Origin of the sequence: Vibrio sp. 1167 (assembly GCF_033340375.1) — a bacterium.
Classification (GTDB): domain Bacteria; phylum Pseudomonadota; class Gammaproteobacteria; order Enterobacterales; family Vibrionaceae; genus Vibrio; species Vibrio alginolyticus.
Genome location: NZ_JAWOWK010000005.1, coordinates 253,119 through 271,412, shown reverse-complemented (window position 1 = coordinate 271,412; position 18,294 = coordinate 253,119). Strand labels below are relative to the sequence as shown.

General features: G+C 42.2%; 15 protein-coding genes and 1 pseudogene. 9 read left to right on the top strand and 7 right to left on the bottom strand.

Annotated features, from left to right (window positions below):
* Positions 1-67 precede the first annotated feature (67 nt).
* The 6 genes from R7Z78_RS13190 to R7Z78_RS13165 all read right to left on the bottom strand — a co-directional run bounded on the left by R7Z78_RS13190 (position 68) and on the right by R7Z78_RS13165 (position 4,461).
* The gene (locus tag R7Z78_RS13190) at positions 68-562 is read right to left on the bottom strand and encodes a DUF3299 domain-containing protein (RefSeq protein ID WP_115385702.1); all 495 of its coding nucleotides are present in this window, start codon (positions 560-562) and stop codon (positions 68-70) included.
* A gap of 4 nt (positions 563-566) precedes the next feature.
* Entirely contained in the window at positions 567-1,826 is a 1,260-nt protein-coding gene (locus R7Z78_RS13185) for an ABC transporter permease (protein ID WP_053306844.1), read from the bottom strand.
* Complete coding sequence (locus R7Z78_RS13180; protein ID WP_042522447.1) at positions 1,823-2,551, bottom strand: ABC transporter ATP-binding protein; 729 nt, start codon at positions 2,549-2,551, stop codon at positions 1,823-1,825. The genes R7Z78_RS13185 and R7Z78_RS13180 overlap by 4 nt, the downstream gene beginning before the upstream one ends.
* A 52-nt stretch (positions 2,552-2,603) precedes the next feature.
* Entirely contained in the window at positions 2,604-3,248 is a 645-nt protein-coding gene (gene zrgA / locus R7Z78_RS13175; protein WP_169644232.1) for a zinc uptake protein ZrgA, read from the bottom strand.
* 134 nt (positions 3,249-3,382) lie between these two features.
* On the bottom strand, positions 3,383-3,682 hold the full coding sequence (locus R7Z78_RS13170) for a DUF2607 family protein (RefSeq protein WP_005379608.1): 300 nt from the start codon (positions 3,680-3,682) through the stop codon (positions 3,383-3,385).
* Positions 3,683-3,909: 227 nt separating this feature from the next.
* Positions 3,910-4,461, bottom strand: a complete 552-nt coding sequence (locus R7Z78_RS13165; RefSeq protein WP_005383122.1) for a YtfJ family protein — start codon at positions 4,459-4,461, stop codon at positions 3,910-3,912.
* A 215-nt stretch (positions 4,462-4,676) separates the two neighbouring features.
* Between R7Z78_RS13165 and R7Z78_RS13160 the strand changes: the two genes are divergently transcribed.
* Positions 4,677-4,877: a DUF1107 domain-containing protein gene (locus tag R7Z78_RS13160; RefSeq protein WP_005379612.1), complete on the top strand. Its 201-nt coding sequence runs from the start codon at positions 4,677-4,679 to the stop codon at positions 4,875-4,877.
* A gap of 70 nt (positions 4,878-4,947) precedes the next feature.
* Here R7Z78_RS13160 and msrA read toward each other — a convergent pair whose 3' ends face one another.
* Positions 4,948-5,586, bottom strand: a complete 639-nt coding sequence (msrA, locus tag R7Z78_RS13155) for a peptide-methionine (S)-S-oxide reductase MsrA (RefSeq protein WP_017633451.1) — start codon at positions 5,584-5,586, stop codon at positions 4,948-4,950.
* Between the two features lie 167 nt (positions 5,587-5,753).
* Here msrA and R7Z78_RS13150 point away from each other — a divergent pair, with 167 nt between their 5' ends.
* The 8 genes and pseudogenes from R7Z78_RS13150 (at position 5,754) to R7Z78_RS13115 (ending at position 18,294) form a co-directional block, all read left to right on the top strand.
* The gene (locus R7Z78_RS13150) at positions 5,754-7,466 is read left to right on the top strand and encodes an autotransporter assembly complex protein TamA (protein WP_065274120.1); all 1,713 of its coding nucleotides are present in this window, start codon (positions 5,754-5,756) and stop codon (positions 7,464-7,466) included.
* Positions 7,463-11,227 (top strand): translocation/assembly module TamB domain-containing protein, encoded by a 3,765-nt coding sequence (locus tag R7Z78_RS13145; RefSeq protein WP_169644230.1) that lies wholly within the window; start codon positions 7,463-7,465, stop codon positions 11,225-11,227. The genes R7Z78_RS13150 and R7Z78_RS13145 overlap by 4 nt, the downstream gene beginning before the upstream one ends.
* Positions 11,228-11,271: 44 nt before the next feature.
* Positions 11,272-11,619, top strand: a complete 348-nt coding sequence (locus R7Z78_RS13140) for a gamma-glutamylcyclotransferase (protein WP_017633453.1) — start codon at positions 11,272-11,274, stop codon at positions 11,617-11,619.
* A 49-nt stretch (positions 11,620-11,668) separates the two neighbouring features.
* Positions 11,669-12,031, top strand: coding sequence for a DUF2799 domain-containing protein (locus tag R7Z78_RS13135; protein WP_169644228.1), 363 nt, complete (start codon positions 11,669-11,671; stop codon positions 12,029-12,031).
* Positions 12,032-13,020: 989 nt separating this feature from the next.
* Positions 13,021-13,182 (top strand): annotated as a pseudogene (locus R7Z78_RS13130) (transposase); the annotation flags it as partial.
* Between the two features lie 1,096 nt (positions 13,183-14,278).
* Positions 14,279-16,132 (top strand): methyl-accepting chemotaxis protein, encoded by a 1,854-nt coding sequence (locus R7Z78_RS13125; RefSeq protein ID WP_140367202.1) that lies wholly within the window; start codon positions 14,279-14,281, stop codon positions 16,130-16,132.
* A 657-nt stretch (positions 16,133-16,789) separates the two neighbouring features.
* Positions 16,790-17,005: a hypothetical protein gene (locus R7Z78_RS13120; protein WP_104975818.1), complete on the top strand. Its 216-nt coding sequence runs from the start codon at positions 16,790-16,792 to the stop codon at positions 17,003-17,005.
* An 11-nt stretch (positions 17,006-17,016) separates the two neighbouring features.
* The gene (locus R7Z78_RS13115; protein WP_081107497.1) at positions 17,017-18,294 is read left to right on the top strand and encodes an OmpP1/FadL family transporter; all 1,278 of its coding nucleotides are present in this window, start codon (positions 17,017-17,019) and stop codon (positions 18,292-18,294) included.

Sequence of the window (18,294 nt, the reverse complement as noted above, 5' to 3'; positions counted from 1 at the left end):
TAGCACAAAGCTAAAAAAGGCGCCAGTGTGACGCCTTAGGTGTAGCGAGGCTTATCGACGACTTAAATTACATATCGTCGTAGGCTTCTATTTTTGATCCCTCAATAACGTAAGCCGTTTCTGCCAGTTCGTGGTTTATCGTCTCGGTTTTCAACGTTCCAACCACATATATGACATCCCACAACTCTTGAACAGGCGCGCCTTTCGGAAACTTCACGTAAATGATCTGGTTTGGAGGCGGTGGTGGCACGTGAATACAAGCTCCAAAATATGGCACCAATAAAAATTCGGTGACGGTATCGGCATCACCTTCAAGTGGGATAACAAACCCCGGAATTTTAACTTGGCTTCCGTTCAGTTCTGGTCGAACGTTACCAATCTTGGACTGCTGGGCTGCGCCACCACTGTGATCAGATGCAGGCATGCCTATACTGTCGAACAATTTACGCTCTTTTTCTGGAACAAGGTCAATCCAGTCAAGCTTTAATGGTTCTTCGCTGGCCATAACAGGCGCTGTGAATGCGACGACCAGCAAGCAACTTGCGAGTATTTTTTTCCACATTTTATTAAATCCTTATTGTCATTCCGTCACTCAGTGACTGTCGGTAGGCGCGGAGTGCGGGAATGAAACCAATCACAATACCAGCGCATTGTACGAAACCTAATAGCATCCACTCATAAGTAGATAAGATGCTTAAGGTGAGATGTATTCCATAGTGCTGTTGGATGATCGGCTGCGCGATAGCAAGAATGGCATACAGCCCAGTAACGCCAGTAATAATACCAGCAGCAGTAAGCAAGCTAGCTTCACTAATTAAGAGTGAGAAAACATGACGAGGCCTTGCTCCCATGGCACGCAAAATCGCCATTTCACGGCGGCGTTCCTGTAGGCTAGTTAATAGACTGCTTAACATACCTAACAACCCTGCAATCACGACAAAACCAGATACTGCCATTAGGGCTTGCTCTGCAACCGACATCATTCCCCATAACTCATGCAACGCAACGCCGGGCATAATGGCGCTAAGCGGCTCTTTGGGGTAGGTGTTAATTTGTCTTTGCAGGGCGAAAGTTTGAATACGAGATTTCAAACCAACGAGCATAGCGGTAATTTGTTTGGGCTGAAAGTCTCTGTTTTTGAGATCTTGTGCCTTGGGTGTCGGGCCCAAACGCGCACCACTTTCCCACCCAACGTGAATGGCTTCGATGGCTTCCAATGATACATGGACAGTTTTGTCGACTGGTGTTCCTGTAGGAGCAAGGATACCGACAACTTTAAATGGCAGATTGTCATGACGGCTAAAGCCAACGTCGCTAATGCCGTGGGCAATGATGATTTCGCTACCGATATCATAACCAAGTTGTTTAGCGACATCAGAACCTAGCACGGTTTCAAATAAACCATTGAATTCTCTACCCTTGCCAAATGTTAGTGGTTGCTTACTTCCAAACTTGTAATGCTCAAAGTAACTGTGATTGGTTCCCATAACTCGGAAGCCTTTATGCGAGTCGCCAAGCGAGATTGGAATAGCCCAATCGACTGAACGATGATTGGCAAACTCTTGGTAGCTTTTCCAATCGATGTTGTTGGTCGCATTACCAATACGAAACACAGAATAGAGCAATAGGTTCACTTGCCCAGAGCGTCCACCAATAATGAGGTCTGTGCCTGAAATTGTATTGGCGAAGCTATCCTTGGCTTGAGTTCGGATACGCTCGACGCCCAAGAGGAGTACCACTGAAATCGCAACGGTCATGATGGTTAGAATTGCCGTCGCTTTGCGGTTCATCAAGCTTTTCCAGGCGAGCTTTACAACAGCACTCATGATATGGCTCCTAGGCTAGATACTTGATTAATGTCGGGTAGATTGAGCGTGCGATCGAATAAGGGTTCGAGTGTTGGGTCGTGGCTAACGAATACCAGTGTGGCATTGGCTTGATTCGCTTGCTCCATAAGGAGCTCAATAAATGCTTTACGATTGTCATAGTCTAAAGCTGAGGTTGGTTCGTCAGCGATCACTAACTCTGGATGTCCTATCAGAGCTCGAGCCGCAGCCACACGTTGTTGTTGACCAATACTCAATTCAGAGACAGGGCGTGTATGAAGCTCGTTTGGCAAGTGCAGTCGTTCTAGTAGGGCCTGAGCCTGTTCATTTAACGTTTGAGATGAGGCACCTAAATGGGCACGGTCACGTCGTATTTTACTGAACTGACATGGCAATAATACGTTTTCAAGTACGTTAAGGTACGGCAATAAATTGAACTGTTGAAAGATGTAGCCAATATGATTGGCGCGAAAGCGGTCTCTCTGACTGGCACTTAAACTAGCAAGGTCAGTATCGAGTACAGATAGAGAGCCTGAAGTTAATGTGTTAATCCCCGTCAACAAAGCGAGCAAGGTCGATTTACCGCAGCCACTTGGACCTTTGATAAACACATGTTCGCCTTGTGTAATGTGTAATTTGGGGATGTGGATGGTCGCGTTGGTTGAACCGGGCCAGAAAAATTGGGCATCCTCTAGCTCGACAACATTTGGTGTGGTTTCAGTCATATTAAATCACCAAAGCTGTGGCGTGTAAGTGGGTACTTACACGCCACTCGTGTTATTTGATTACGATTTGGGTGTTATCTTTGCTTAATTTAATTGCTGATTGCATGGTATCAGTGAATATATTGACGCTGATGGACTCTGTAGTTGGGAATTGGTTAAACCAATCGGTTTGGATTTGGCTAAGCTGATTAACTTGTTCGCAATTGAAGCGATATTGCACCGAAAATTCACCGTGACTGCCATGATCGTGCGCCTCATCATGATCGTCATGGTGGTCATGTTTATCATTATGATCATGATGTTCGTGCCCTTCATGATCGTGATGTGCATGGTCATCATGGTCGTGCTCACTATGATCATGTTCCTCATGAGTTTCGCTTAGGTTGTGGCTCACGTAAGCTTCTTCAATATTACAATCAGCTTGTGAGTTAATAGCGAACAATGCGTTGCTGTCTTCGAGTGTAGCGACGGCTTGTTTAAGCGCTTGCTCTTGTTGTGCGTTTTCTGGAGCATGTTCGAAACCCACAACATCAGCTCCAGGAGCTGTGATCTCTACTAACAGATCTTTGCCATCTTGGGCGATATTAAACTCGACGTGACCATGCACATGAGCACCATGCTGGCGGTATTCGTTTGCATTCGCTGCTGTCGATAAAGTGAGGCCAATAGCAAGGGCTAAAACGTGTTTTGATGACATTGTATTTTTCCTAATTTTACTGGCATTAACCAAAGGCGGTATTGCTCAGATTCGAGTTTCACTAAGTTATTGTTCCCTGACACACTAGGTGCGGAAATGAACTCAATAATTTTGAGTGTGGAATAGTTTGGAAATTAAGCAAAATAAGGAGGGGCACGAGCAGCGCCAAGAACTTCTTCGCCGTACACGAGATGCAAAAAAACATGATGATGCTGGGCGCGCGTAAAAGTCGGTGTAGAGAGGGTAGGTTGTACCTTTGCTATACCGTGCTGAACACCAGAAAATAATTGGCAATGATGATGGGTATGATGGTCGGGCGTCAGATCAACTTGATGAAGTACAACCGCAAAGTTCCAAGCGATCAGCAACGCAACACTGAAAAATAAAGCAGTGCGATACCAATATCTTAGTGTTTTTTGCTGGTGGTGGTACATCTGAGCTCCTCTTACCGACTGTTATAATATAACACCCATAATGAGTAAAAGTTCACTCTTTTGTTGGCTAGCAGAAAAATTTAACTCAACACATACGTGCCGAAAAATATTGGTAATACTCTCTGATGGAAGTGTCGCACTTATAAAGAGCAGAGTTGTCACTGCCCATGCTTCTAATCAAATTCATATAGCTCCTTACAACAAGAGCAAGGAGCCATTCAATGAAGCTAGATGTTCTGTTTAATAAGCTCAATAACTTTTGTTATCTCATCTTGCTCAAGTGCGCCCTCTTTGACAAACAGAACTTTGCCCGTTTTGTCTTGAACAATAATAGCCGAGCTTTCTTCTTTCAGGTCCCAAGTATTAGCAACTACGCCATTTTCATCAAGAACCATGGATGACCAAGGAAACTCTTTTTTGCTGTCTTGAGCTGAAGACTTCACGAAAGAGCCTGTCCCCCAAATTGCATCATCTTGGTTGATGATAGTCGTCGTCTGGTAGCTTTCTTGTGGAAAATTTGCCGCTGTTATTGCTGACATTAAAGGGGCATTCATCTCTTTTGAACTGCTACGGCCTGCAATGGCTTGAATGACACGAACTTTGCCTTGCATATGTTGAGTTGCCCAGGGTTGGTATGCAACGCCTTCGCCTTGTAAAACAATCTCGCCGTAAGCGGCAACATTGACAGGAGGAACGCTTTTTCCCACTGACAAGTTGTGTGCAAAGGTCAAGCTTGGCGTTAAGGCCAGTAATAGAGGTAGGAGAGTCTTAGTTTTCATATTGTTATATTCCGTACGAGGTTTGGAAGCTTCCAGTATATATCCAGATCCTAGAAATTTGTAGGACCGTTGATAACATTTATTTAACGTATGGAGTGGTGTAATCTTGCGTTATATTTAGAATTTGCTAAAATGAGTTCCGTCGCAAATTGCGCATTAAGATTGCAGAGGAAAAATAAGCAATCCGTGTTTTCTCAAAGGAATTGAGGTGAGTTATGCTACGTGAGTTTGCTGTATATCGACCATTACAAGTGGCCCGTTTTGTTAAAACGTTGTTCAAAGGTCAATTTTTTATTGTTGGGGTTGGCTGTTTTCAGTTCGACAATGGCAAAGTGTTACTACCTGACGTCAACGATCATAAAAGACTCACCATCTTTAAAGAAGTCAACCAAGTGATAGCATCATTATCGGCTTAGTTAGCTTGGTACCCACTTAGATTTAGAAAAGAGCGACCATATCGGTCGCTCTTTTTGTTGCTGGTTAGGTTTATCCTTGGAGGCTTGGTGGGAAGCAAACTCCCGTTCCTCCGATGCCGCAGTAACCATCAGGGTTTTTCGCCAAATATTGCTGGTGGTAGGTTTCCGCAAAGTAATACGGACCTGCTGGTTGTATTTCGGTGGTGATGTTCGCGCGCTGCTCTTCTTGCAGTGCTTGCTGATACAAGAGTTTCGATTTCTCTGCGCTCTCGAGCTGCTCCGTCGAATAAGTGTAAATTGCAGAACGATATTGAGTACCTAAGTCGTTACCTTGACGCATTCCCTGAGTTGGGTCGTGTTTTTCCCAAAAAACAGCCAGTAGCTTTTCTAATGAGATGACGCGTTCATCGAAAACGACTCGAACGACTTCTGTATGACCCGTTTTACCCGTACAGACTTCTTCATACGTGGGATTGGGTGTGTAACCCCCAGCGTAACCGACCGAAGTAGATACAACGCCGTCGAGTTGCCAAAATACGCGCTCAGCGCCCCAAAAACAGCCCATTCCGAGCAAGATCTGCTGTTGGTGTGACGTCAGAGGCGCCTTTAGGTTAGATTTATTTACAAAATGATGATCGTCAATCTGCATTGGTTGATCTCTACCTGGCAAGGCATCTTCTATACTGATCAATGTTTGTTTGTTGAGCATGGTATTTGTCCTTCAATACGTGTCTTAAATTTGCGAACTTTTTCATTTCGTCTGTATCTGATGCTGTGATGACATAGACCGCGTTAAACCTATTAATATTACAGACTTAGAATCTAATTGGCGTTATCATTATTTACGTTTACTTAACCTCATTCAGCCATAAAAGCATGATAAAAAAAGCTCTCCCCACCATTGTTGGCCTGTTTGCCTTTTCTCATGGTGCCTATGCCGATGTTTCTTTGACTTTGAAAGGCATTGATGGCGCTTTAGAAGAGAATGTCAGTGCGTATCTATCATCTATTCCAGAGAAGGATTACTCCACTTCTCTGCGTTTTCAAGCGAGATTAGATCAAAGTATCACTGAAGCGCTTAACGCGCTTGGGTATTATCATGCAAAAATTTCATACTCTATTCCTGAAGCGAATGATGAGTTAATTGTGCTCATCAAGCCGGGCTTGCCAGTGAAAGTGAAAGTCATGGATGTGGTCATCACTGGAGAGGCCAAGGACGATGAAGAGTTTGCAAAACTTATTGAGAGCTCTCCGCTCAAAGTTGGCCAAGTTTTGAATCAAGGCCAATACGACAGCCTTAAGTCAGGAATTCGTAACTTGGCGCTTCAGCGTGGTTACTTCAATGGTGAGTTTACGCTAAGTCGATTAGAGGTTATCCCTGATCTGAACGAAGCTAATGTCCGTTTGCACTACAGCAGTGGAATACGTTTCAATTTTGGCGACGTTTCTTTTATTGGCAACCACATCTGGGAAGACCGTGTCGCATCACTACAGCCTTTTAAGGAAGGGGACCCATACAACGTTTCGAAGCTGGGCGAGTTTAACCAGAAGCTATCAAATACGGAGTGGTTTTCCTCAGTTTTTGTTGAGCCTGAATTGGATAGGCTTGATGATGGCCGAGACTTGCCAATTAAAGTGTCTTTATCTCCTGCTTCGAAGAATCAGATCGAGACGGGTATTGGTTACTCAACGGATGTCGGCGTTCGAGGAACGTTGAAGTGGAAGAAACCTTGGGTGAGCTCCCGAGGACACAGTTTCAACACCGCTTTATCCCTATCTAAGCCAGAGCAAACCGTGACTGCTTCTTACAAAATTCCTTTAGAAGATGTCGCTAACGATTATTATCAAGTTCAATATGGGCTTAAAAACCTAGACAACCGTGACACACAGAGTATCGAGTCTAACCTTGCAGTGGAGCGGCATTGGTTAGCAGACGGTGGTTGGCATAATACCGTTTATGTTCGTCATTTGTACGAGAGCTTTACGCAAGGTTTACAAGATGATGAATTCAACTTCGTACTTCCAGGTGCGACATTTTCTCGGACTAGGGTTCGAGGGGGCAATATGCCAATGTGGGGAGACAAGCAAAGCATCACTATTGAGTATGGTGATACCGCTATGCTTTCTGAAACTAGAGTGCTCCGCTTAATTGGCTCGACTTCTTGGATTCGTGGTATTGGAGAGAATCATCGTGGTTTGTTCCGCTTAGAAGGTGGTGCGAATATTACCGATGAACTTGAAAAACTATCACCGTCGCTGCGTTTCTTCGCTGGTGGTGACAATAATATTCGTGGTTACGGCTATGAATCTATTTCACCTGTGGATGAGAGTGGTGCTTTGACGGGTGGTAAATACATTGTTAGCAGTACATTAGAATACCAATATCGTGTTTATGGAAACTGGTGGGCTGCAACGTTTTACGATATTGGTGATGCGTTTAATGAAACACCAGATTGGAAATCAGGTGCTGGTGTTGGTATCCGCTGGGCGTCTCCGGTGGGCCCTGTTAGTTTTGATTTTGCATGGGGGTTGGATGCAAAACCAGAACGAGAGTTTCGTATCCACTTCTCATTGGGGCCTGAGCTATGATCAAAATGATGTTTAAGTGGACCAAATGGCTGTCGCTCAGTTTGATTGGTCTATTGCTGTTGCTCATCATTATTGTCGCGACAGTTTTATTTACCCACCCAGGCCTCAAATTTGCCTTGTGGGGAGCCGAAAAAGCACTACCACAATTGCAGATTGAAAAAGTGCAGGGTTCATTGTTTCCTCGCTTCGAACTGCATAACGTCAGTTTTGTCGATGAGTCTTTGAATATCGATGCCAAAGTCGAGCGTTTAGCTTTGGCAGTGAACTTCCGCTGTTTCTTTGACCCTAAGGTTTGTGTCGATGAGTTAAGACTGCAGGGGCTTGACTTTAAGATGCCAGAGCTACCGCCAGCAAGCGAGGAGCAAGAGGAAACACCACCACTGAGTTCTATCAGTACGCCAGTGCCAATTTTTGTTAATAAAGTCAGCTTTAATGACATCAACGTCAATGTGCTGGGCAATCAAATTGATTGGCAAACGTTCTCGACCGCTTTGTCGATGCAAGGCGATCGTTTGGTGATCGCACCTACCGCGTTGAAAGACATTAATGTTGCGCTCGCACCAAGTGAAGCGGCCCCAGAAGCGGTTGTTGAAGAGCCGAAAGAGGCCGATGCTACGCCGCAAGATATTGTGTTACCCGAAGTATGGATTCCACTGACGGTGGAAGCGCGTCGTCTTGATATTCACAATTTCAAACTGGCAGGTGAAACGCCAGTGATCGTCAATCATCTTGGTTTGGTTGCAAGAGCAGGCGGTGAGCGTGTTGATGTCAAAACATTAGAGCTCGACATGCCAGAAGTGGAAGGCAAGTTGAGCACACAAGTGACGCTTTCTTCTGATTACCCTATCAAAGCGCAACTGGACGCGTTAGTGAAGCAAGCGGATGCGAAGGGACAAAAACTGTCGCTTTCGGTCTCGGGTTCGGTTGGTGATTTGTCACTAAATGCTACGCTTTCTGAGCTTGTACAAGCGGAGATCAAAGGTGATATTCAACCGCTTAAAACGCAGTTACCGTTTGATGTCGCGATTAAAAATGTACAGGCGCAATGGCCGCTATTTGGACAAAGCGATTACCAGGTTTCTGTACCAAGCTTGGCGGCAAAAGGCTCACTTGATGGCTACGAAGTCGCATTAGAAACCAAAGCGTCAGGCAAAGATATTCCCGCCGTTGATGTCGCACTAAACGGCAAAGGTACGTTAGAGCAAATTGACCTCGAAAGCCTTGTAGTGAAAACCCTGGGAGGCGAACTCTCTGGGAAAGTCATGGCCAATTGGGCCGCGCCAATCAACTGGCAAGCTGACTTAAACCTGAAAAACATTCAACCAGGTTTACAATGGAAAGAAGCTGAAGGGGATATCAGCGGTAACCTTTCGACTTCGGGGTCGTTAACAGAACAAGGCGGTTGGCAAGTCAGTTTGCCTAAGTTAGATATTGACGGCATTTTGCGAGGGTATCCGCTGAATGTTGAAGGGCAACTTGAAGCGTCTGATAAGAACGGCAAAGGCGAAGACATCCAACTTACCACTCAGGGTTTAGCGCTTTCTCATGGTCCAAACCAACTCAGTGCAAAGGGTAAGATAGATAAGCAAATTCTGATGGATGTTGAGGTTAACTTCCCTGATTTTGCAAAAAGTGTTCCGGACCTTGCAGGTAAGATGCAGGGTAAAGTCGCACTACGTGGTAGCTTGAAAGAACCAGACATCAATCTTGATCTCGCTTTAAATCAGATAAACTGGCAGCAACAGGCGAACGTAGAAACGATCACCTTAAAGGGCGATGTGAAGCCTCTGCCAGCACCAAAAGCGAATATAAGCCTTATTGCGAACAACATTATCTATGACGACATAAAAGTTGATAGTGCTGACCTTGAAGTCTCTGGGGATGAAAAACTGCATCAACTGACGCTCGATGTAGTATCTGACCTGGTGTCGACCAGTTTAGAAATTGAAGGGACATTCCAGCAGAAACCAGAAATGATTTGGGATGGGGCGCTGCGCCGCTTGACGCTGAGCTCGCAACAAGGCCCGTGGGCGTTGCAAAAATCGACCGCGGTGAAGGTCAATATCGACAAACAGATCGCGAACGTTCAAGCGCATTGTTGGTTGCAAGCGGAGTCGAGCGTATGTCTAACCGAAGACATTAGTGTTGGTAAGAGTGGCCAGGCGAAGCTAGCCATCAATGATTTTGATTTTGACCAAATCAAGCAATTCCTGCCGCCAGAAACCAAGCTGCAAGGCTCGGTTAATGCACAGGCTTTTGCTAAATGGGCACCAGAGAAAAAGCCTGAAGTAACCTTAAGTGTCAATATGCCAAAAGGCCAAGTTGAACAAGCGCTTGAGCAGCCAATTAAAGTCGGTTGGGAAAGCTTCAACTTTAAAGCGGCATTAGCGAAAGACAAGCTTGACGCCGAGTGGCTATTTGATGTGAAAGATAACGGTGACTTGTCTGGTAAGGTTTCTTTACTGAATGTCTCGTCTGAAAAGCCCACTATTGATGGTAAGGTTTCACTCTCTACGTTCCACTTGGATTTCTTGGCACCGTTGATTGGTGAGTACAGCTTGTTTAAAGCAAAGATGAATACTGACCTAGCGATATCAGGTGACATCATGCATCCGAAGGTGAATGGTCAGTTCTTGATTGACCAAATGAAGCTACAGGGTGAAGTCACACCGATAGATATAAACTCAGGGCAGGTCGTCATCAACTTTAAAGGCCATCAAGCGGACTTGGATGCCGGAATTTTAACCCCGGATGGTGAGTTGAACGTTACCGGTGATGCCGACTGGCAGGACTTACAGAACTGGCGCACTAAAGCGCGTGTATTTGCTAAAGAGCTCAATGTTGATTTGCCTCCAATGGTAAAAATCAAAGTGGAGCCTGACATGACAATAGATGTGACCCCTCAGCTTGCGAAAATTGAGGGTGATATTAATTTGCCATGGGGCAGAATTGTCGTCGAAGAGCTTCCACCAAGTGCGGTAGGCGTATCGAGTGATACCGTTATTCTCGATAAAAACTTGCAGCCAGTGGACGATGTGGCTGCGATGCCGTTTGATGTGGAAACGAACATCAACATTAAAATTGGTGATGACTTCCAACTTGCCGCTTTTGGTTTAAAAGGTGGGTTGAAAGGGAACCTAAACGTGACACAAAAAGACAAAGGTCCTTTCATCGTTGGTGAAGTGAATGTTGTTGACGGTTCTTATCGTTCGTTTGGTCAGGACTTATTGATTAAAGAAGGTAAGATTCTGATGAATGGTCCACCAGATCAACCTTACTTGTCTATCAAAGCGATTCGTAATCCAGACAATACCCAAGATGATGTCATTGCGGGGGTACAAGTGTCGGGCCCAGCATCTGATCCGAGTATAGAAATTTTCTCAGAGCCCGCGATGAACCAAGCCAATGCACTTTCTTATCTACTTCGTGGTCAAGATATTGATGGTGAAGCCGGTGGTAATGCAATGACGACTACCTTAATTGGTTTAAGCTTGGCGAAGAGTGGTCGTGTGGTTGGTGAAATCGGTGAAGCCTTTGGCGTACAGGATTTACAGCTGGACACTGCTGGTTCGGGCGATGATTCGCAAGTGACGGTGAGTGGTTATATTCTGCCAGGTTTGCAGGTGAAATATGGTGTCGGCATCTTTAACTCCCTAGGTGAGTTCACTGTGCGTTACCGATTGATGCAAGACTTGTATTTAGAAGCGGTATCTGGTGTAGATAGCGCCGTTGACCTACTCTATCAGTTTGAGTTCGATTAAAGTGCTTTAACCTAAGTATACACAGTCATGACTAAGGAGTGGTTATGCAGCATTTGATTTTTGTCTACGGCACGTTACGCAAGGGAGAGTACAACCATCAGTATTTGCGCTCGGCGCAGTTTCTTGGTTTACATGAAACGGATGCTCAATTTGCAATGTATGACTTAGGTCCTTATCCAGCGTTGTCTGTTGGGCAACGCTCGATTCAAGGTGAGGTGTACCTGATTGACAGTGAAACCTTATCTGAGCTAGATAGGTTAGAAGATGTGCCAGTGGAATATCGCCGAGAGAGCATCGTTACGCCTTTTGGCCAAGCTTGGATCTACTTATATCAAGATACTGAGCAATTAACCGAAGAAATCGCTTCCGGCGATTGGTGTCAAAAGGTGTGAGCTATACTGACATTATCAATAGCAACGAGCTAAACACTAAGGAGTCACGATGAAAGCATTCGTAATTGGAGTCATGGCGTTGCTTCTTGCTGCATGCGCACAAACAACACTACCGACTTCGAATAATGTGACCGATTGGCAAGTGTTTGGTAAGCAGTCAGCTTTAGATGGATTACGGGAGTTATCTGAGGAGCGAATTGCGAAGCTGGATGATGTTAACCATGCGACGTCAGAACTCATAATGGCTTATCAAGCGGGTTACCAGCAAGGCAAGCAAGAGTATTGTGAGCAAAGTGCTTATATGCTCGGTGTTATCGGGCGTCCGTATTTTGGCATTTGTGATGACGTTGACCCCTTCTTTCAACATGACTACGACGCTGGACGAATGTCTTCAGCAAGCACATCTATTTAGTCTACGCTGGTAAGATGAAAAATTTAGGGTTAATTTCTATCAATTGACGTTTCTGGAAATAACTGGATAGTGAGTCTTACTCATACGAACAGCCGTTGATCTAAGGAGGAGGGTGTTTTTGTAGAATGTAACGTCCCACCTTACTCAATGATAGTTAGATAAAGTTGACTCCATCGTCCTTTGATACGAATGTAGGTATCATTAATCTGTCATCAAGAAGTCCATCCAGGCTTCTAATATCAGCGTAAGCATTTCTTCTTTTCAGGCACCTATTTCAAAACCCAGCTTGGGAGCGCGTAACTGAGTCAATGTATTCGAGCATATTTGCAAGTTCACGATAACTTACGCCATACTTGCAAAACAACTAACTGTCTAAAGAGAATAGCTTAACCAGAAAAGGAGCGACCTTTGAAATTAGGTATCTTATTCCTCTCACTCTGGTTTCAAGCACAAGACGCCACAATGCTCAAAATTTGCTGCGAAGATGGTTACCGAGTCCTGCTTTTGTGTGAGACTCTAAACGAGTGAAGCTCTCTTTATCTCTGTACACGCCTTCTTGAGTTACATAATGCCGAATATCTTATTTATCTAACAGAATATGAAAGATTGATAAATAAATTTCAATCTTTAATCGTAATATTTAAGGATAAATGAAAACATGTTTCTATCAGCTAAGACTGTTTATGACTTCCTGTGCCCAATTGACTAGCCATAAAGAATTATGTTTTGGGTAATAGATTACATTAGCATTCAGCTGAGAAACGAAAATATGGATGCTTTGTAGAAAAAATAGAGCAACTGTTGCTCTTTTAATATTCAACACATTCAGTACTTCAAGAATGCTTGCATTTTTATTTTCAGCCCTAAACCACCTACTTCAGTAGGTGGTTATCATCCGCTTCGGATTTGCCTGTAAAACTACTCATGCTAAATGCATCTTTGATTTTTCCAGAAGTCAAAGAGGACAAATAACATGAGTAGATACAATCAAGTTTCTTCACCTTAGGAAGAACAGGCTTTGGGGTAATCACTTTTGGCAAAGAGGCTATTTTGTCGATAGTGTTGGAATCAATGAAGAAATAATACGCCGATATGTAAGACATCAAGAGAAGCAAGAGCGAGTAGAGCAGCAGCAATTGGCGCTGGACTAAACAAAGGCCCCCTTTTAGGGGGCTCACACAAAGCCACCTTCTTTAGAAGGTGGTAATTTACTCTTCTCGCGGAGGGCTTCAGTTTCGCTAAGCCTAAAACCTCCGGTTTATTCTACGCCGTAATACTGTGAGGAGCGCCTAGTGACTATGTATTTCAGTTTCCTCTTAAAGCTGTGTCGTCGATAGCCATCTGCTTTTTACCTGAATCTGTTCGATGTCTTTCTTTATTTCTCCGGCTGAAACGACTTGGCTTAAGTGCTATGGTTCTATCTCACCTATAGTTCTTACGAGAATATTCATTACCGATATGTTTTATTCAAAAGTCTCGATATTTTTCAAATATTCAAGCTTGTTATATGTTAAGTAAAAATTATAACCTCATCAATCGATACTTGATATAACGTAAGCAATAACCAGAAAAACATTTCAAGAAATGAATTAACGTCCTAGGGTGTTCAATTTTGCCATAGTGGTACACAAAACTTAATTTTATATTATGTTTATTTTCGTTCCGACCTTGTACTTTGCTTAAGTTTCAGATGAAAATGAATAACTGATCGGATGATGGTTCAGAAAAAGATAAAATTTATCATTAACAAACAATAATATTAATCAGGGGTTTGTTTTGCATTGCAACATATGCCAATTGGTATCCGTTAAGCATGTACGTATAGGAACAATAACTATCTGCGAGGAATGCCTAACATCTATTAATCGGTTATATAATAACCAAGAACAAACGCATAATTATGATGAGTTTGAGATTTTATTTCACGCGGAAATGAGCCTGAGAATATTCAAGATAACTTATCCAGAAATAAGTAAACTCGATAGTTTTCCATTTCAGTTAAAAAGATTAAGGAGAAATATTGAAAATCTAGAAATAAAGCTTGCTCAACTTCCATCTGATGCCAATTTACATGCGCCTATGAAAGAAATAGTCAAAGAACTCAAAGATTTATACGAAAGTTATTGCTAAATATCCATCGAAAAATATGCAATTGGTTGAGTTAGTGTGAATAAGTGATACTTTAAATTTAAAAAATAAATACTCCCCATCGACTGAAAAAAAAACATAATTAAGACGAATGTAACGATGATAAAAAGAATTTATTACGTATATATATCAATTTTATTATTAATAACGATAATAACCACTGGTGCCATCTATATATTACTTAGTTCAGAACAATCTTTAGTTTCTAACAGTGAAGTAGAAACTAGTTCTGAAAGAATCAAAACTAACTATCACTCAGCTATTTATAGACTTGAAACGCAAACTATCGGTATGGCGAGTTTAGTTATCTTTAATGAATCTGTGAACGAAAAAGAACTATTTGATCAGTTGGTAGAAGCAACAAAAGCACAAGATTATGTTATCGATGTTTATGTAGCTAAGCCTGACGGTGAGACCATTTCTGCTCAAGAAGGAGGGCATATCGAAGGCTACAACGCACGCAGCCTTAATAAATCTTGGTTCATGCCCATCGTCAACGGAGCGGCTTTTAACATGACCCCTCCACAAGAGAACTTATCCGGTGATTTTATCGTCTCAGTATCTGCCCCTATAAAAGAACGAGGGAAAATAGTAGGAGTTTACGCTATGGATATTGACCTAGGTAAATACCTATTTAGTAAAGACTTTGGTAGCTATGCTATTACAACAAAAGACAATACGATTGTAACTGCACTCGATGCGTCTTGGGTAGCTAAATCCATCTACGACGTACGTCCAATGTTAAAAGGAATTCGGTATAAATCTTCAATGATGTATACCAACCAAAGCGGAGAAACATTCCTTGCTCTAAAAGATGAAATCAATGATCAGTTTGACGTTCTAGCGTTCACATCATTGGATGAAAGCATCAAAAATATGCATTCGGTAATGACATGGCTCGTTGGCTTGATTTTTATTGGTGGTGCTATTTGTTGTATTGCGCTTGGGGCAGTTCTAAAACGCCAACTTAATCAACTACCAAAGATTGTTGATGTCATCGGAGACATGGCTAATGGACAATTTGGAAGTTTCGAGATCAAAAAGAGTAATAATGAGATAAATCTAATATCTAACTCATTATCAACCATGCAACAAAGTATGAGCTCGTTCATTGGCGATACTAAATCACTCTGCAATGATGTGTTAACAAAGCAAGCTAATGTCTCTAATGTTGTGCAAAATGTTACCCAAGAAATAAACGAGGGGCTTTCTGCCGTCGAACAAGTTGCAACCGCAGCAACAGAGTTAAGCGCTACCGCCGAGGAAGTTGCTAAAAACGCTTCAGATGCAGAGATAGCAACAAATGAAGCACTTGATGCTGTTAGTCGTGGTTCTATGGTATTAACGCGCGCAAGGGATACAAATGAACAAGTACGCTCTTCTATTGCAGAAAGTATCGCAGTGGTTAGTCAATTGCGCGGTTATTCGGAAGAAATAGGAACCGTACTTGAAATGATCAGCGCTGTGTCTGAACAAACTAACCTACTTGCACTTAACGCTGCCATCGAAGCTGCAAGGGCTGGTGAACAAGGTCGAGGTTTTGCGGTAGTGGCTGATGAAGTTCGAACATTAGCAAGCCGCACCCAAGAATCTACCGACATAATAAGAGACTTTATTAACCAACTGCAAGAGCAATCGAAAACTGCCGATAATCTAATGAAGCATAACTCGCACTTAATGGATGAATCATCAAAGACGAGTGATGAGCTTAATACCTCATTCCAAGAAATAACGGTACAAATAGATAACATTTCGCAAATCAATTCAATGGTAGCTACAGCATCAAGTGAACAGTCATGTGTAACACAAGATATTTCAATGCAGATTAATGGGATCAACAGTAACGTTAAGAGCTATTCGAACGCTTTCAATGAAACAGAGAAGTCCTGTGCTGAAAGTTCAGAAAGAATAAACCAACTAAACAAATCTTTAGAGTTCTTTAAAAGCGAATAGAGCGAGTATAAGTAACGAAATACAACATCATAAATAACTGAGATAAATATTAACCAGCAAAGAAATTTCAAGCGATATGAATGTGATTCTTCGAGTTAGAAAAAAACTTAAAATCGGATAACTGTGAGTATTACAGGGCGTTGAGATGATTTGGTTTATAAATCAATTAAATTATTTGAACGTCATGGAAATAATCATAAGTGTTATGAATGTTTCGTAGATATGATATATAAAAATAATTTTTCGGGTAATTGATTAATGGTAAATAAATGTAAGCTCTGTAAGGGTGATGGTATTATTATTGAGCTAGGAATCGACAAAATGTTCATTTGTAAGGATTGCGTTGAATATTTGAGTTTTCTACATTGTGAAAATACTTTTGATTTGTTGCCAGAGGTTGCGGCTTCGATTTTTAATGCACATTGCAGTTTAATATTATTAAGAAAAACTTTACCTCAACTTATACAGCATCATCAATTCAGCGAACTAACTAGTGAGTTAACAGGCGCAGTATCAGCATTAGGACGAATCCTTGATAGCTCAGAGAACGAGATACACGAATCGATAATGGAGCATTTGTACGAACAAAAAAATCAATTGGAAACGTTACTTAATTTATATGATCTGCCTGTAAGTAATTAGGTATAGGTGATTGATATGGAAGCAACTAAAACAATTATTGTACGTAATTTTGGTAGTTTCTTCGATATGTGCGATAACGAGTTGGTGAATAATTTAAACGTTCACTGCACGTTTTTTGTTAATGAAGATGAAAAAAAATTTATGGAAGAATTATTTTTAAAAAAAGGTGGTAGAAAACTGTCCACTTCATCGAAAAAAAATTTCTTTCAGAAATTAAATATAAACATTTAGATTAAATAATTATGTTATTAAATGAAGTTAGTAAAAATTTAGCAGTGGTGTTAATTTTGTGTGGTTTTTCATCGCAAGTGTTTGCGGGAGGATATATGTTCTCTGAGCTTGGCGAACTGAGCACAAGTACGGCTGGCGCAGGTTCTGCTGCCGTAGCTGAAGGCGCTGAAGCTGCTTTTGTAAACCCTGCGAGTATGGTTCGCTTAAAAGGAAAACATATTGCGACCAACTTAGGCCTGCTTAATCTTGATAGTACTTATTACGATATGGGATCAAACGTAGGTGGGCACGAAAGTTCCTTTAAAGAAACGTCACTTAAAAAACTACTTCCAATCGGCAGTTTCTACTTTACAAATGAGATAGATGATAAGTCTAGCTTCGGTATTGCAATGGGGGCCACTGGAGGGGCTGGTTTCGGCTATGGTAGCGGATTTTCAGGCTCAATCATGGCACAAGATGGTCTGCTACTGACTGCTCAATTAAACCCAAGCGTTGCTTACAAAGTGAATGACAAACTATCGTTGGGTATTGGTGTAAGTGCTGAAATGGCATATATCAATCAAACATTAAATACGACGGCTATCGACGGCGGACTCAATGTTATAGATGGTGAGATTTCTGCCGACGATATTTCTTTTGGTTGGAATATTGGTGTTATGTACCAGTTTAGTGATGCTAACCGTATTGGATTTGCCTATCGCTCACAAATAGAACATGAATTAGAAGGTGACTTAGCTCTTAAAGTTGAAGGACGTTATATAGGGTTGCCTTCAGGTAAAAGTTCACTTCCTGCTCAAGTGAATGTAATTATGCCAGCTCAGGTAAAACTTAGTGGTTATCACGTAGTTAAGAATAATGTTGCGTTACTGTGGACTTTGGGTTGGCAAGATTTAAGTGCAGTTCAACAAACGGATGTTATTGTCCATGGGTCTAACTCACCTATTATTCGTAGCTGGAAAGATACATATTCAACTGCTATCGGTGGTCATTTTAAGATCAATAAATCCTTGCGATTTGAACTAGGTTACTCGTACGAGACGTCACCACAAGATGATCCTACGAAAATCAATGTGGACGTTCCAACTGGACCAATCTCAAAGTACTCAACAGGTTTAACTTGGTTTATTAATGAGGCCATGAAAGCTCAGTTCTACTATGAACATCTAGATGGTAATTCAGTTCGTACTCAAGCTCCAGATAACCTAACTAATGGCCATTTAACTCAATTAAATGGTGTTTACGATTTGAATGTTCACTTTGTTGGTGCAGTATTGAATTACGCATTTTAA